At 51.6% G+C, this 14816-nt stretch carries 14 protein-coding genes and 1 pseudogene; 10 read left to right on the top strand and 5 right to left on the bottom strand.

Annotation, left to right across the window (positions count from 1 at the left end; all coding sequences use genetic code 11):
- Window positions 1-19 precede the first annotated feature (19 nt).
- From D1831_RS05380 to D1831_RS05345, 8 genes are all read left to right on the top strand, one after another.
- Window positions 20-409, top strand: coding sequence for an EbsA family protein (locus tag D1831_RS05380; protein WP_125071904.1), 390 nt, complete (start codon window positions 20-22; stop codon window positions 407-409).
- Between the two features lie 95 nt (window positions 410-504).
- Window positions 505-2160, top strand: coding sequence for a formate--tetrahydrofolate ligase (locus D1831_RS05375; protein ID WP_125071903.1), 1656 nt, complete (start codon window positions 505-507; stop codon window positions 2158-2160).
- Window positions 2161-2452: 292 nt separating this feature from the next.
- Window positions 2453-2902: a signal peptidase II gene (lspA, locus tag D1831_RS05370; protein WP_125071902.1), complete on the top strand. Its 450-nt coding sequence runs from the start codon at window positions 2453-2455 to the stop codon at window positions 2900-2902.
- A complete protein-coding gene (locus tag D1831_RS05365; protein WP_404819884.1) occupies window positions 2892-3839 on the top strand; it encodes an RluA family pseudouridine synthase in 948 nt (315 codons plus the stop codon). Before lspA ends, D1831_RS05365 begins: the two co-directional genes overlap by 11 nt.
- Before the next feature lie 157 nt (window positions 3840-3996).
- Window positions 3997-4521: a bifunctional pyr operon transcriptional regulator/uracil phosphoribosyltransferase PyrR gene (gene pyrR, locus D1831_RS05360; RefSeq protein ID WP_125071900.1), complete on the top strand. Its 525-nt coding sequence runs from the start codon at window positions 3997-3999 to the stop codon at window positions 4519-4521.
- 33 nt (window positions 4522-4554) lie between these two features.
- Window positions 4555-5637, top strand: a complete 1083-nt coding sequence (locus tag D1831_RS05355) for a carbamoyl phosphate synthase small subunit (RefSeq protein ID WP_125071899.1) — start codon at window positions 4555-4557, stop codon at window positions 5635-5637.
- Entirely contained in the window at window positions 5634-8195 is a 2562-nt protein-coding gene (locus D1831_RS05350) for an ATP-binding protein (protein ID WP_125071898.1), read from the top strand. The genes D1831_RS05355 and D1831_RS05350 overlap by 4 nt, the downstream gene beginning before the upstream one ends.
- Before the next feature lie 125 nt (window positions 8196-8320).
- On the top strand, window positions 8321-8914 hold the full coding sequence (locus D1831_RS05345) for a histidine phosphatase family protein (protein ID WP_125071897.1): 594 nt from the start codon (window positions 8321-8323) through the stop codon (window positions 8912-8914).
- Window positions 8915-8998: 84 nt separating this feature from the next.
- On the opposite strand, the gene D1831_RS05340 is transcribed toward D1831_RS05345, so the two are convergent.
- From D1831_RS05340 to D1831_RS05325, 4 genes are all read right to left on the bottom strand, one after another.
- Window positions 8999-9385: an iron chaperone gene (locus D1831_RS05340; protein ID WP_125071896.1), complete on the bottom strand. Its 387-nt coding sequence runs from the start codon at window positions 9383-9385 to the stop codon at window positions 8999-9001.
- 428 nt (window positions 9386-9813) lie between these two features.
- Complete coding sequence (locus D1831_RS05335) at window positions 9814-10479, bottom strand: chloramphenicol acetyltransferase (RefSeq protein ID WP_125071895.1); 666 nt, start codon at window positions 10477-10479, stop codon at window positions 9814-9816.
- Complete coding sequence (locus D1831_RS05330; protein ID WP_125071894.1) at window positions 10472-10852, bottom strand: GIY-YIG nuclease family protein; 381 nt, start codon at window positions 10850-10852, stop codon at window positions 10472-10474. Before D1831_RS05330 ends, D1831_RS05335 begins: the two co-directional genes overlap by 8 nt.
- 2 nt (window positions 10853-10854) lie before the next feature.
- Window positions 10855-11583 (bottom strand): DUF2087 domain-containing protein, encoded by a 729-nt coding sequence (locus tag D1831_RS05325; RefSeq protein ID WP_125071893.1) that lies wholly within the window; start codon window positions 11581-11583, stop codon window positions 10855-10857.
- Between the two features lie 222 nt (window positions 11584-11805).
- Here D1831_RS05325 and D1831_RS05320 point away from each other — a divergent pair.
- Window positions 11806-12306, top strand: a pseudogene (locus D1831_RS05320) (NUDIX hydrolase).
- A gap of 56 nt (window positions 12307-12362) precedes the next feature.
- Here D1831_RS05320 and D1831_RS05315 read toward each other — a convergent pair.
- Complete coding sequence (locus D1831_RS05315; protein WP_125071925.1) at window positions 12363-14069, bottom strand: NFACT RNA binding domain-containing protein; 1707 nt, start codon at window positions 14067-14069, stop codon at window positions 12363-12365.
- 251 nt (window positions 14070-14320) lie between these two features.
- Between D1831_RS05315 and D1831_RS05310 the strand changes: the two genes are divergently transcribed.
- Window positions 14321-14743 (top strand): MarR family transcriptional regulator, encoded by a 423-nt coding sequence (locus D1831_RS05310; RefSeq protein ID WP_125071891.1) that lies wholly within the window; start codon window positions 14321-14323, stop codon window positions 14741-14743.
- The last annotated feature ends 73 nt before the right edge of the window (window positions 14744-14816 follow it).

Here is a 14816-nt window from a genome sequence, read left to right as displayed (position 1 = left end):
TTGAAAGGAATTTATCAACGTGAATAATGTTAAGCATACCTTTAAGTATCAACCAAATCTAGCTTCGAGTCTAATTGTTTGGTCCTGGACCCTCCTGATTGCGATGGTGGGCTTAGTCTACTGGCTGGAAGTCATGAAATTTAAGTGGGCCTTCGTGATTATTGGGTTGATCTTTGTCATCGCCGTTGCGATTCAGGTCAGCCTGCGCCGGGTCTCGATTGACCGCAACCTGTTAATTTTTAGCAGCGTGTTCAACCGGTCGTGGTTGGTCATTCCCCGCGACCAACTGGAACTGATTGCGCCCGTTCGTGGCGGGATTAAAGTTCAAATCGATGGTAACGAGTACCATTTTTTAATGCGTAAAAAGGCCCGGACCAGCCTAATTGAGTTGGCGCAAAGCACTCGATAACCGAACTAACTAAGCAACTTTTATATTTATTGTTCCTATTTTACGATTATTCGGTATAATGAGACTAAGTTAATGATTAAAAAGGGGTGGAATTAATGAAAGACATTGAAATCGCACAACAAGTCACACCGGAACCAATCACTACGATTGCGGCCAAGGCCGGTTTAACGGCTGACCAGATCGACCAATACGGAAGCGCTAAGGCTAAGCTGAAGCTGCCACTCCCCGTTAAGGACACGAAGCGCAAGCTGATCTTAGTGACGTCGATCAACCCAACGCCGGCCGGTGAAGGCAAGTCGACCGTTACCATTGGTTTAGGGGACGCCTTAACTAAAATTGGGAAGTCAACGATGATTGCCTTGCGGGAACCGTCACTCGGACCCGTCATGGGCATGAAGGGTGGCGCGACCGGTGGCGGTTACTCCCAGGTGATCCCGATGGAGGACATCAACCTGCACTTTACCGGTGACATGCACGCTTTGACCGCGGCCAATAACACCTTGGCGGCCCTGATCGATAACCATATTCAACAGGGTAACCAGCTCGGCATTGACCAGCGCCGAATTCAGTGGAAACGCGCGCTCGACATTAACGACCGGGCCCTGCGGCGCATTGTGATCGGTTTGGGCGGTCCAACGTCCGGTGTTCCCCGTGAAGACGGCTTTGACATCACGGTGGCAAGTGAATTAATGGCGATTTTGTGTTTATCCGAAAATATCGCCGACTTAAAGCGGCGCATCAACCGGATCGTGGTGGGGTATACGCACGACCGGCAACCGGTGACCGTGGCGGACCTCCAAGTTGGCGGCGCGATTGCGCTGCTGTTAAAGGACGCGTTACGCCCGAACTTGGTTCAAACGTTAGCCCACACGCCGGCACTAGTTCACGGGGGCCCGTTTGCCAACATTGCCCACGGTTGTAACAGTGTCCTGGCAACCCAGGCCGGGTTAAACTTGGCGGATTACACCGTAACGGAAGCCGGCTTCGGAGCCGACCTCGGTGGTCAAAAGTTCATGGACATTAACGTCCCCGCCGTGGGTCAAGCTCCGAACGCGGTCGTGATCGTGGCGACGATTCGGGCCCTTAAGATGCATGGTGGGGTGGCGTTAAAGGACCTCGGTGCAGAAAACGTGGCGGCGTTAAAAGCCGGGGCCGCTAACTTAGGGCACCACGTCCGTGCCATGCAGCGTTACGGCGTGCCGGTCGTCGTGGCGATCAACCAGTTTACCGCCGATACGGCCAACGAGATCCAAGCCGTTAAGGATTACTGTGCCGACCTGGGTGTCCAGGCGATCTTAGCGGACGTTTGGGGTCAGGGCGGTGCCGGCGCGACCGACCTCGCAAACGCGGTCGTTTCGCTGTGTGATCAGCCGAGTGACTTTAAGTCGATCTATAACGCGGACGACGACTTGGCAACGAAGATCAACGCCATCGTCACCAAGACGTATGGCGGGGCTAACGTCGAATATTCCGGTAAGGCCAAACGGCAGCTAAAGACCTTTGCTAAGCGCGGCTGGGACCGCCTGCCCGTCTGCATGGCCAAGACCCAGTACTCTTTGAGTGATAACCCGAAGTTATTAGGAGCGCCCAAGGACTTTACGATCAACGTGCGTGAGTTCGTGCCGAAGCTGGGTGCGGGGTTCGTGGTGGCGTTAACCGGAAACGTTTTAACCATGCCCGGCTTGCCTAAGCATCCGGCTGCACTGGATATGGACATTTCAGACGACGGGAAGATCTCCGGACTCTTTTAAAATTTAAAACAAACGATATTAAAGTGAGCAAGTGACGCGGGGTGACCGGGTGATTTGCTCATTTTGTTTGCCCTCAAATGGGGATTGACGGCGGCAACTTGGTTAATTGAATGAACGTCAATTGGACGAAGGACCACGCCGCCACTGGCAAAACGAAGCTGGTGGCCGTGTTCGATGCGCCTTAACGGGGGATTCCACTAAGAAAACCGGCTTTTCGTGGGTGTTAGGCGCGCATAGCGGCATTCTTTTGGTATAATAAAACACAAGCTTAGCTGAATGTGAGGGTCAATTTATGTGGATTTATTGGGTATTAATGTTTGTACTGGTCATCGTAGACCAGGTCATCAAGTCCGCCATTGTGGGGCACATCGCGTTAGGCGCGAGTGTGACGGTGGTACCGGGCTTGTTATCGTTGACGAACTTACATAATAGCGGTGCTGCTTGGAGCATTTTGCAAGGTAAGATGAGTTTCTTTTACCTGATTTCGGTCGTCGCACTGGGCGTCATGGTGTACTTATTATGGCGGCTGCGGCAACACCGCTTATATGAATTTGGAATCGTCCTGATGATCGCCGGGACCCTGGGCAACTTTATTGACCGGGTCCGGATCGGGTACGTTGTGGACATGTTCCAACTGGATTTTATTAATTTTCCAATCTTTAACTTTGCCGACACGTGTTTGACGGTCGGGGTGATCTTAATTTTGATTGGTGTTTTACGGGATGATAGTTTTGACAAATAGGGCAAAAAGCGCCGCCGATTTAGCGACCGCGGCACAGCAGTTTACCATTAGTGACCAAACGGGCCGGTTAGATAAAGTCCTGGCCGGATTACAGTCGCTGTGGACGCGGTCGCAAATTGATAAACTCATTAAAACGGACCAAGTGACGGTCAACGGCCAATTACAGGCCAGCAAGTATAAGGTTAAAAATGGTGACGTTATCGTGGTGGCGGCGCAGGAAGTCCAGTCCACCGAAATTAAACCGGAAAATATCCCGCTTGACGTGGTGTACGAAGACGACGACGTGCTCGTGGTCAATAAGCCGCAGGGGATGGTCGTCCACCCGGCACCGGGGCATCCCGACCACACCCTGGTCAACGCCCTGCTGTACCACAGTCCGTTGTCGACCATTAACGGCGAGTTTCGGCCGGGCATCGTGCACCGCATTGATAAGGACACGTCCGGCTTACTGATGGTGGCTAAAAATGATCACGCCCACCGCTCGCTGGCAGCGCAGTTGAAGGCTAAGACTAACTTGCGGGAGTACGTGGCGTTAGTTCACGGCGTTATTAAAGAGGACACCGGGACCGTAAACGCACCGCTGGGCCGCTCACCCAAGGATCGTAAAAAGCAGGCAATCGTCGCGAACGGTCGGCCAGCGGTGACCCACTTTAAAGTGTTAAAACGTTACCAGCACTACACGCTGATCAGTTGTCGGTTGGAAACCGGCCGGACTCACCAGATTCGGGTCCACTTACAGTCGATCGGGCACCCGCTGGTCGGTGACCCGCTGTACGGCCCTAAAAAGACCATTAAGGGCCACGGTCAGTTCCTCCACGCGCGTTTACTCGGGTTTAAACACCCGGTCACGGGTGAACAGCTGACCTTTGAAGCACCGCTGCCGCCGATTTTTCAGGCGACCCTTGCGCGGCTTGACAAAACCGACTTGAATCATTAATCTAACAGTAATGAGAGTCCTTTAATCCGGCCCTGCGAGACTGAAAGGCAAACTGTTAACAATAACTTTTCGTCGACGGTCGGGACATTGTGCCCGGCCGTCTTTCTTTGTAACGTTGGTGACTCGAATGTCGATAATAACTATTTGGGAGGCAATTATGCAAAAAGAAGTTGTTGATTCCATGGCGATGAAACGTGCGCTCACACGGATTACGTATGAAATCATTGAGCAAAATAAGGGGATTCGCGACGTCGTCTTGGTCGGCATCAAGACCCGGGGCGTATACTTAGCCCAACGGATCGCTGCGCGGTTGCAGCAGTTGGAAGACGCGGCCATTCCGGTGGGTGAATTAGACATTACCGCTTTTCGGGATGACCACCCGCAAGACGTGGCGAGTGCGCCGAGTGATTATCAGCTCACGTTTAGCGTCGCGGATAAACGGGTGATCTTAGTAGACGACGTCCTGTTTACCGGGCGGACGATCCGCGCCGCGTTGGACGCGTTGATGGGCGGCGGCCGGCCGCAAAGTATCGCGCTGGCCGTGCTGGTCGACCGCGGTCACCGGGAGTTGCCGATTCGAGCGGACTTCATTGGGAAAAACATTCCGACTGCCCGCCAGGAACGGATCAAGGTATCGGTGACCGAAGTGGACGGGCACGACGGTGTCGAGATCATTAACTAATTTTTGAAGACAAACAGATGAGAAGGGATCGCAATGGCAGACCGCTATTTGATTCTTGAAGACGGCAGTGCCTACCTCGGTGAAGGCTTTGGCTCACCAGCGGTTTCAACTGGTGAAATCGTGTTTAATACGAGTATGACGGGCTATCAAGAAATTATTACGAACCAAATTTATCATAATCAGATTATCGCTTTCACCCAACCAACGATTGGGAGTTACGGCATCAATCACGACAGCTATGAATCGATTTTACCAACGGTCAAGGGGGTCGTGGTGCGCGACGTGGCCAGCATTTCAACCAACCGGCAGCGGCGCTGGTCATTGGACCAGTACTTAAAGCAACAAAATATTCCGGGAATCAGCCACATTGATACCCGCCACCTGGCCAAACAGTTGCGGGCGAGCGGCCCGATGAAGGCCAGCATCGTTGACGTGGCCGATGCGCACGCGTTTGACCAACTCGGCGCGACCGTGCTGACTAACCAACAGGTGGCAGCGGTGGCGACGCCCAAACCGTTTCCTAACCCGGGCACCGGGCTAAACGTCGTGGTGGTCGACTTTGGGCTTAAGCACGGGATCTTACGCGAACTCAGTAAGCGCGCTTGCAACGTCACGGTGTTACCGTACACCGCCACGACGGAAGAAATTATTAACCTTGATCCGGACGGCGTCGTGCTGTCGACCGGTCCCGGGAAACCCCAGGATCTGCCGGACAGCGTGTTGACGATGATTCAAAACATTCAAAACCGGGTCCCGTTGTTTGCCATTGGTCTGGGTCACGAACTCTTTGCCATGGCGAACGGGGCGTCCATTATGAAACTGTCACCGGAACACCACGGGGCGAACCACCCGATCCGCGAAGTCATTACCAACCAAATCATTTACGCGTCACAGGGTCAGGGGTTCGCCGTCGATCCGGCGACGATTGACCGGAATAAGCTGATCACCACTTTCGTGGACTTGATCGACGGGACGATTCAAGGTTTACGGTTCCGGGACTTCCCGGCGTTTTCCGTACAGTTTTTCCCGGACGGCGCCCCGGGGCCGACCGAAGCCCGAGACGTTTTTGACGAGTTCGTCGAATCAATGCAACAAGCAAGGGGGCCAATCTGGTGAATAATCAAGCGTTACAAAAAGTCCTCATCATCGGTGCGGGCCATAACGACATCGGCCGGGAAGGACAACACGACGCGGCCGTGACCCAGATTGGGGCGGCCATCCGCAAACTCGGCATTGCCGTGGTGTTGGTGGACAATAACGCCTATTCTGTCGCGGCGGAGAATAACTTTGCCGATAAGGTTTACATTGAACCGTTAACGGTCGCGGCGTTGTCTAAAATTATCGAAACTGAACAACCGGATGGGCTGATTCCTTCGCTGGGCGGTATCCAGGGCGTTAATTTAATCCAGGGGCTGATCCGCAATAACGTGTTAAAAAACAACCAGGTGCGGTTGTTGCAGTGGGACCAGGAAACCATTGACATGATCGTTAACCCGGCGTTGATGAGCAACCGCTTAAAGGCACTCGGCGAACCGGTGATTGCTTCGCAGGTCGTTGCCAGTGAACCGGAAGCCTTCGCGGTCGTCCGCAAAGTCGGTTTTCCGGTGATCGTTAAGTCGGTCGCCCCCCGCATTGAGGCCAGTCGGCAGCTCTGTGAGGACGAAGACGACCTTGAACGGGCCCTGACGATGGGCTTTAAGGTTTCGGCCACAAAGCAGTGCATCGTTGAACAAAGCATCGTCGGTTATAAAGAACTGGAATTTGTCGGTGTGCGGGATCAAAAAGACACCGCGTTACTGATCAGCGGGATGGAAAACTTTGACCCGGTTGGGATTCACTCGGCCGATTCGATTATCTTTGCCCCGACCCAGACGATCACCGATCAGGAGTACCAACAATTCCGCACGGCCACGTTAAAAATCATGCGCAATTTACGGATCGTGGGGAGTTGTCACGTGCAGTTCGCGCTGGACCCGACGACCCAAAACTATTACGTGATCAAGGTGACGCCGTATTTTGATCGAACGATGGCGTTGGCGGCCCGGGCGACCGGCTACCCGTTAGCGCGGGTGGTTGCTAACCTGCTGGTGGGCATCAGCTTAGCGGAAGTCAAGTTGCCCAGCAATTACCGCAAACAAACGGCGTTGATCGAACCAGTTTTAGACCACATCGTTTGCCGCATCCCGGTTTGGCCGTTTAACGTCTTGAAAAAGGTCAGCCACCAACTGGACACCGTCATGGAATCGACGGGATCGGTAATTGGAATCGGTCGTTCGACCGAAGAAGCCCTGTTAAAGGGGCTGCGGTCCACCGACGAATCCCGCTACCACGTGATCGCCAACCGACCGCAAAATTATTCGGAAGGCGAACTGATCCAGCGGTTGATCCACCCGCAAGCCGGGCGCATGTTAGTCCTGCTGGAAGCGTTAAACCGCGGGTATCAAATTGATGAATTAGCCGAACTAACGAAGATCGACGCGTTTTATTTTTACAAACTAAGTCACATCATCGAAATTGAAAAGGCGCTGCGCGAGCGGCCGTTTGACGTCCACGCGTTGGGCCGGGCCAAGTACTTTGGTTTTACCGACGAAGACGCCGCCGACGCTTGGCACAGTGACGTCACCAAGGTCCACCAGTTTGCCCTTGAAAACGAGATTCAGGCGACCTTTAAAGAAGTCGAACCGACCGCCGGGGAATTTACCGAACAGACCAATACTTACTACTCCACTTATGAGTTTGATAATGAGAGTCAGCAACAAACCGGTCGCCGGGTGGTGGTGATTGGGACCGGTGCGAACCGGATCGGGACCAACCACGGGAATGATTATTTAGTTTCGCAACTGCTGTTTTACCTCAAGAAGGCGGATTATGAACCGATTTTAATCAACGCTAACCCGAACAGCGTTGCGATGACGCCGCGGCTCGCGTCTAAACGCTACGTGGAACCCAAGCAGTATTCCGATATTTTAAACATCTTGGCCATTGAAAAGCCGCTACTGATTTTTACGACCTACCACGATTACCGGTTAGGTCAGCAACTCAGTCAGGACGGTTACCAGGTCATTCAGATCAATAACGACCTGCCGCGTGAGCAGATCAAAACCAACGATTCGCCAGCCGTTGAAGTGATTACCGACGGACAAGACGTCACTATTTTTGGTATCAGCGAGATCATTGCCGGTAACAACTTGCGGACCAACGTGCGCGGGTCGATCGAGGTTTTCCCGATTCGCGATAAAGTTGAAAATCAGGCCATTAAAGCGTTGAACCAAGAAATTAAGAAACGGGTACTCGCGTTTGGCGTGCCGGGACTTTACACGGTGCGTTTGACGATTGTGGACGGTCAGTTGCAGTTAGCGACGATCGAGCCGATGAGCATTGCGATGATGGCGTTAATTAGTAAGGCCAGCGGTTCCAGTGTGACCCGGCTATTGCTGCACATTAAGTTAGGCGAAGCGCTGCGCAAGGTCATGTACGATTATCCGGACGTTAACCGGTTGGAGACGGTCTACGTTCAAGCCAACACGTTCCCGTATAATCAACTCCAAATCTACGACGAAAACGAAGTCACCGGTGAACCGGGGCACGCGACCGGGACCGTGATTGCCCACGGAAAAACGTTAAGGGACGCGTTAACTGAACTGAACGCCGGTAACGAAGATACTGATTTTTAAACGTGACTGGTGTTAAAAATCGCCCTGGCTTGGGTTAGCAGGGCGGTTTTTAAGTTTGCTGATGATAGCGATTACAATTGTGTTATCATTGAAGGTAAGAATTTACTTAGAAAGTTGGGATTACTTTGGCAAAGACACTGTACCTCATGCGTCATGGTCAGACGCTGTTTAATAAACTCCACCGGATCCAGGGATGGAGCGACTCACCACTCACGGAACAGGGCATCGCGGGGGCCAAGCAGGTGGGGGCGTACTTTAAAAGCCACGATATTCACTTTGATCACGCGTACTGCTCTACTCAGGAACGGGCCAGCGACACCCTAGAACTCGTGACCGACCAGTCCTACGAACGGCTCAAAGGGATTAAGGAATGGGGCTTCGGCGTATTCGAAGGGGAAAGCGAAGTCTTGAACCCGCAACCGGATCCCGTCCGCCAAACCCACGGTGATTTCTTTTTACAGTACGGCGGCGAGAACGATTTTCAAGTTCAGGAACGGGTCGTTAAAACGCTGACCGCCGTCATGGAACGACCGGACCACCAGCAGGTCCTCGCCGTTAGTCACGGTGGCGCCAGTTTCATGTTCTTACGCCGGTGGTTATCGATCGACGAGATCAAGCGCCGGCAGATTCGGTTTGATAACTGTGCCGTGTTCAAGTTCAGTTACGATGCCGGGCAGTTCACGTTTGAATCCGTACATAATCTGGATGATCCGGATTAACTACGATAAATTAAAGTTATGTTAACTAAAAAAGCTTTCGTTACCACGTGTAAAAAATGGTAACGGGAGCCTTTTTAATGGTTATTAGCGCCAAAAGGTCGTGGTCTCCGCCTTCGTTGTTAAGTTGTACGTGATGGCCTGGTTAAGTAAGGGATAATTTACCGGCTGATCAAAGTTAACCTGCCACAGCATTTTGGTGACGTGGTCGCCCGCCGCGGTAATTTGGTCGGCAAACCGGTCCAGCGTAACTTTTTCAAGGGCGATATTGAAGTGGGCCTTAGCCAGACTAAAGCCGATGATGAACGTGCCGTGGGCGGTAAACATCGGCTGGTTCCAAGCCAGCCGCGGTTCAAGCTCGGGGAACGTTTGGGCGACCCAGTTGAGAACGGTGATTAGGCTGGCCCGGTGAGACTGGTCGGTAATTTTTTCGAGGTAGGGTTCGAATACGGTTAGACGGGAAGCTAATGACATGGGCAGCGGCACTCCTTTTAGTAAGTGATTAGTTAAGTTTTTTTAAGTTTAAAGATTGTTAAATCCGGATGCAAGCAAACACCCCTGACTAGTGCCCACACGGCTAGTCAGGGGTGTTGATGAAAATTTATTTTAATGGCTACGGCTTAAGCGCCACTGGCAGGTGGGGCGCTGATTAGTGGTGTAAATCATGGGTCGCAGGGCGTTCGTACCGCTTTTAACGGTAATTTTAGGGGCCGTTGGGGTGGGTTTAGTCAGGTAGTTGGTTAGCATGTTGATCAGGTCCTTTCATCATTGAATGACCCTAGTTTAGTAAAAAACGGTTTGCACAACTACCGCTTTTTACTAAGGACCCCATAAGTTTTTCTTAGAAAGGCACTTATATTTGAATTGAACAGCTAAGGGGCAAACCACCCCAATGGTCCCCATTAAGCTAAGCTCGTTGTTGGCGCGGTGAACAGCGCTTGGAGTTCGTTAAAAAAGCAGCTAACGTGGTAACCGTCGGCGGTCGCGTGGTTGATCGTGAGGCTTAACGGCATCGTAGTTTGTGTTCCAGTTTGCTTGAACTGCCCGGCTTGGAAAATTGGGAAAAACGTGTCGAGCGGTTTAAACGGCAAGGGGGTGTAGCTAGTGAAGTTGACCCATGGCAAACTACCCACGTTAACTAAGTTCGGGGATTGTGGAGCTTTGGGCATCGGTCCCGGTTGGTCACCGTACCGTTGTAAGTCGGCTAAGTAACGCTGATAAAAGACGTTAAAGTCGGCATCGTAAGCGGTCCATAAATTTGAAATCGAATGGTCGGCGTGGATCACCGTGTACGACGGGTGCAAGACGTCAAAGGTCACCAATTGGTCGTTCACGTAGCCGACCCGCATTTCCGGGTGGCGGGTCAATAACTGGCTGACGAGGTAGAGGTACACCGCGTTGAACTTCACGTGGTGGGTGTGGGCCCAAGTTAAAGTGGCGGTGATATCCAGGTCGACCGTTAACGAAAAGCCGGTGGGGTTCATTTTAGTAAAGTAGTAAAAGTACTGTTGGCGCGGCCAGTTTTGTTGGTCGATCACCGTGTAGTGGTTATTAAGTTGTTCAGTCATTTTCAGTTTGCTCCCAGTCCCTGGGCCGCCGGTTATAACCGCGGTCGTCAAAGGGGGTTAGTTTGTGCAGCCACTTATTTTTTAAGGCTTTTAGCGTTGCCCGCATGTTCAGGACGTTAGCGGTGTCTTCTTTAAACAGGACGCTGTAAGTAAAGTTAGCGGCCCCCTGTTCATTCCAGTCCGCTTGTAGCGGGGTGTTGCGATAAAAGTCCTTGTTCAGGTTTAGTTGGTAAAATTGCCAACGGTTATGCAAATTGGGAACCACGTCGATAAAAATTTTATGATTGGTTTGGTTCTCGATTTGAATGACCCCGTAATAGGTCGGGGCCATTTTAAAAGCTCGTTGAAGCTGTTTCTTACGTTCTGTTTCCATAGTTAGTCCTTTCCGTTCGTGTTACGCCAATATTCCCGGCCATCCGTGGTGCGGTTAAGAAACCCGTAATCGACGAGGTACCGCCGGACGGTGGGATAGTCAAAGTAAATGGGCTTGAGTCGTTGGTTAAGTTCAGTTTCGGAAAAATGGTGATTGGCCGGAATTTCGTCAATGATGCGGGTCAGCACCGTTAAGATGACTTTCTGTTTTTTAGGCCACCGTTTTAAACGTAACGGTTGTTGGTCAAAGTCGAAGTAGTGCTGAAGTGTCGCGGCGGCTTCGTCTTCGGTAATGATAAAGCGGTCGTCAACGGGTCCCGGTTGGTCGGGAACGTCAATTAGTGGTGTTTCCTGAGCCGCGGTTTGTTCAAAAACGGCTTCGTAAATGGCGAGATAAAGCCGGGCCTGTTTGGCCTTTTCCCGGAAAGTAAATTTCTGATGACGAATTGTCGCGGCGGCCACTTGTAACTGGTTGGCCAACGCCTGATCCTTGATTCCGGTCGCAAACGCGGTCAGCAGGTCCTGCTGTTTGTTGGTCAGCGTATTATAACGACTATCTAGGTGAATCAGTTGTGATAAGTTACCCCCGTGAACGAGCGTTAGGTGTTCGTTACGCTCCTGTTCGGGGGATGCGGTTGACCAGTGGGCCTGACAGTAGTTACACTGCCAGCCGGTAGGAACGGGGTGCCAGCCCCGTTTAAGGTCGGTTAGGGTTAAATGATTAAGTTGCACGGTTCAAACCTCCTAGCACCAACTAGTATACTGATGTTTATAGTATTTGTAAACATGTAAAAAGTAATAAAGTTTATTATTTTGATAAACACTATGTTGAATCAATTGTTTATCAAAACGGTAAACAGTGTTTTGGCGGGTCATCAATAACACGTGAAAGTTGCAATCGACTAATAAAACGCTTACATTAATAGCTAGCGATAACTAATGGAGGAAGCAGCAATGACAACTTATCACCGTGCGTTTGGGGTTTATGGTATTATTGGCGATTTACAACCCGGCTTGGTCGTTACTAAGAAATTCGGGGGTCCTTACACAAACCGTTACGACTTACCCGGCGGCAGCTTAGAAGACGGGGAACCCCTTGAGCACGCAATCAGACGGGAAATTCGTGAAGAAACGGGACTAACGGCAGTCCGGGTGATTCAGCTGGGGGCGACGAGTTTTCGCTACCCGTGGCAATTTGAACGGTGGCAGTTTAACCAGCATATTGGCGTTTTTTACCGGGTCAAGTCGCTGTCTGGCGAATTAGCAGCCAAGGTTCCCAACTTTGCGGGGCAGGATTCCCACGGGGCCGTGCAGTTGCCGTTAACTCAACTGACCGTGGCGAACGCCTCGCCACTAGTGCTGAAAGCCAAATAGTATTTGCTAACTGGCGAACACTTTGATTGCGCTGACACCACCTACCAAACTTGGGACGTTTTGACGCATCCCGTTTATTAAAAAAATCGGTGGCACCCGTTTAGTAATTAGGTGTCACCGATTTTTGAATTTTATGATTACTTTTTGAGCGTTAACTGGTCGACCAGGTCGGCGCTTGGTGAAACGTAGAGGGTCTTTTGACCTTCGTAGATCACCAAACCGGGTTTGGCCCCGTTCGGTTTACGAATATGCCGGACCTGAACGTAGTCGACCGGCACCGTGGCGGAGTCGCGAGCCTTGGAGAAGTAGGCGGCGAGGTTGGCCGCTTCGGTCAGGGTCTGTTCACTAGGATCGTCGGAATGGATAATCACGTGGGACCCCGGAATCTTTTGCGTGTGCAGCCAGTAATCACTCTTGCGAGCCGTTTTTAACGTTAACTGGTCGTTTTGCCGGTTATTTTTACCGACCGAAATTTCGGTGCCATCGCTAGCCACAAATTTTTGGGGTTGGCTCGGCTTGCGGGAGCTGCGCTGTTTCTTCTTGGCCTTATGCTGCTTTAAGTAGCCCTGTTGCGTCAATTCTTCGCGAATCTCGGCAATGTCGGCCGGGGCGGCGAGTTCGATCTGCGTTTGGATGTTATCGAGGTAGTCGATCTCGGCCTGGGTCAGCTTAATTTGCTCACCAACGAAGCCCACCGCGTTTTTTTGTTTCTGGTAACGGGAAAAATACTTTTGCGCGTTGCGGGAAGGCGACAGCTGGTTAGATAGTTTGATCTTTAGCGGCTGGTTATCGTGGTAATAATCGGGCAACGTAATTTCGGTCATGCCGCGTTTAACTTCGTGGAGGTAGGTCGTTAAGATTTCACCCTTTAAACGGAGTTCGTCGGCTTGCTTCGTATTAGCTAACGTCTGCTGTAACTTTTTCAGCTTATTCCGGTTTTTCTTAAGGTCGTTGCGCACGACGCGGATCAGATTACCGGCCTGCTGTTGGACCCGTTCCCGTTGCGCGGCGTCCGCGTAGTAAAAGTCGAGTAAGCGGCTCAGCGAGTCGAATTCGCGGTGCTGGTCACCGAAGTGGTCAAAGCGGCCGGCGGCAAACATCGTCTTATGGTTTGGCAAAGTCAGCAGGGTGGCCGTGGGCGCGTCAAACTGGGCTAAAAATGCTTGGTAATGTTTAGTCAAATCGCCGGGCTGGTGTAAGTCGGCGGCAAGCTGTTGCGCGCTATCACGCCCGAGTCCCTGGTAATGTTGTTGCAACTGTTTAGCTAACACGTCCTCACTCGGATACTGTTTGACTAGTTCTAAGTAGTCGGTGTTGGGCGTGAACGGGTCGAGCTTATCCTGCTTAGGCGGCTCGATGTAGGTGGCCCCCGGTAAAAGCAGCCGGTAACGGTTTTGATCGGCCCCAACGTGCTTGATGACGTCTAAAATACGGTTCGTTTTTTTATCAATTAAAATGACGTTGCTGTGACGGGCCATAATTTCAATGATCAGCATTAACTGTTCAGCGTCACCCAGTTCGTTACGGGTGGTGATCGTTAACTGGACAACCCGGTCGTTAGCGGGCTGCTGGATATCGGTAATGATGGCACCCTGTAGATATTTGCGCATCATCATGGCAAAGTTCGTCGGGACCGCCGGGTTCACGTAGGGGATCTCCGTGACCTGGATCCGCGGGTAAGTCGGGTCGGCCGAGAGTAAAACCGGCCAGTTTTTGCGGTTGGCCCGGACCGTTAAGATCAGCTCGTTTTGGTACGGTTGATTGATCTTGGCGATGCGGCCGTTTAATAAGTTTTGGTGTAATTCGGTGACCATGGCGTGCGTAAATAATCCGTCAAAAGACATGTGATCACTCGCTTTCATCTAAAGTTTCGTTCATAACTGCGTTAATGGCAGTTGACCGCTTAATAGTATACCGTTTTAACGGGGGTGAAAACAAGTAACCTGCCCGTCCGGTGGGGCTTTGCCCGGGATGGTCAGCCAAATCAATGCTATATGCAAAAACCAATTTAACACGATTTTTACCAAAATTCAGTCGCACGCGGCCACTAGATATTGTATAATACATAGGAATTAGTTTTTTAGGAGGGACCGCGATGAAATCGAGTTTAGCCGCGTTAGCTGCGACCGCAAAGCAGCAGACCGTAATGCTCAAAAAAATCACGAAAGCGCAGGGGGTGACCGTTGCGGAGTGGCAGCTGTTAATGCGGCTTCAGGCCGGGTACGACACCCAGGAAAAATTGGCGGCGGCCATGCAGTTGGACACGTCCACTCTGAGTCGGCAGTTGGCTAGTTTGGTTAAAAAGGACCGGCTAAGTAAGGAAGCGGTCGGCCGTGATCGGCGGCAGTTGATTTATTCGGTCACGCCGGCGGGAGCCAGTGCCGTAGAACAGATCAACGCTGCGTACCAGCAATACGAGGCCGCCGTGTTTGATAAGTGGCCCCAGGACGAACAAAACTTGTTGCGCATTTTGTTGAACCGGTTAAATAAATCGGTCGACCGGACCTTAGAAGTTTAAGTTAGAATGAACTAAGGCGTGGGAGGTAGAGTCTGAGTTCGTTTTATGCTAGAATGATGAATATTACTTTAAA

Source organism: Lactiplantibacillus garii, assembly GCF_003885105.1.
In the GTDB taxonomy this organism is placed as follows: domain Bacteria; phylum Bacillota; class Bacilli; order Lactobacillales; family Lactobacillaceae; genus Lactiplantibacillus; species Lactiplantibacillus garii.
The sequence above is the reverse complement of the archived record's forward strand: the minus strand, read 5'-3'. Positions and strand labels throughout refer to the sequence as shown.

Coding starts and splice junctions, on each gene's coding strand:
- D1831_RS05375 (WP_125071903.1), top strand. CDS start 505: ATGAAAGACATTGAAATCGCACAACAAGTCACACCGGAACCAATCACT.
- lspA (WP_125071902.1), top strand. CDS start 2,453: ATGTGGATTTATTGGGTATTAATGTTTGTACTGGTCATCGTAGACCAG.
- pyrR (WP_125071900.1), top strand. CDS start 3,997: ATGCAAAAAGAAGTTGTTGATTCCATGGCGATGAAACGTGCGCTCACA.
- D1831_RS05355 (WP_125071899.1), top strand. CDS start 4,555: ATGGCAGACCGCTATTTGATTCTTGAAGACGGCAGTGCCTACCTCGGT.
- D1831_RS05340 (WP_125071896.1), bottom strand. CDS start 9,385: ATGTCATTAGCTTCCCGTCTAACCGTATTCGAACCCTACCTCGAAAAA.
- D1831_RS05335 (WP_125071895.1), bottom strand. CDS start 10,479: ATGACTGAACAACTTAATAACCACTACACGGTGATCGACCAACAAAAC.
- D1831_RS05330 (WP_125071894.1), bottom strand. CDS start 10,852: ATGGAAACAGAACGTAAGAAACAGCTTCAACGAGCTTTTAAAATGGCC.
- D1831_RS05315 (WP_125071925.1), bottom strand. CDS start 14,069: ATGTCTTTTGACGGATTATTTACGCACGCCATGGTCACCGAATTACAC.
- D1831_RS05310 (WP_125071891.1), top strand. CDS start 14,321: ATGAAATCGAGTTTAGCCGCGTTAGCTGCGACCGCAAAGCAGCAGACC.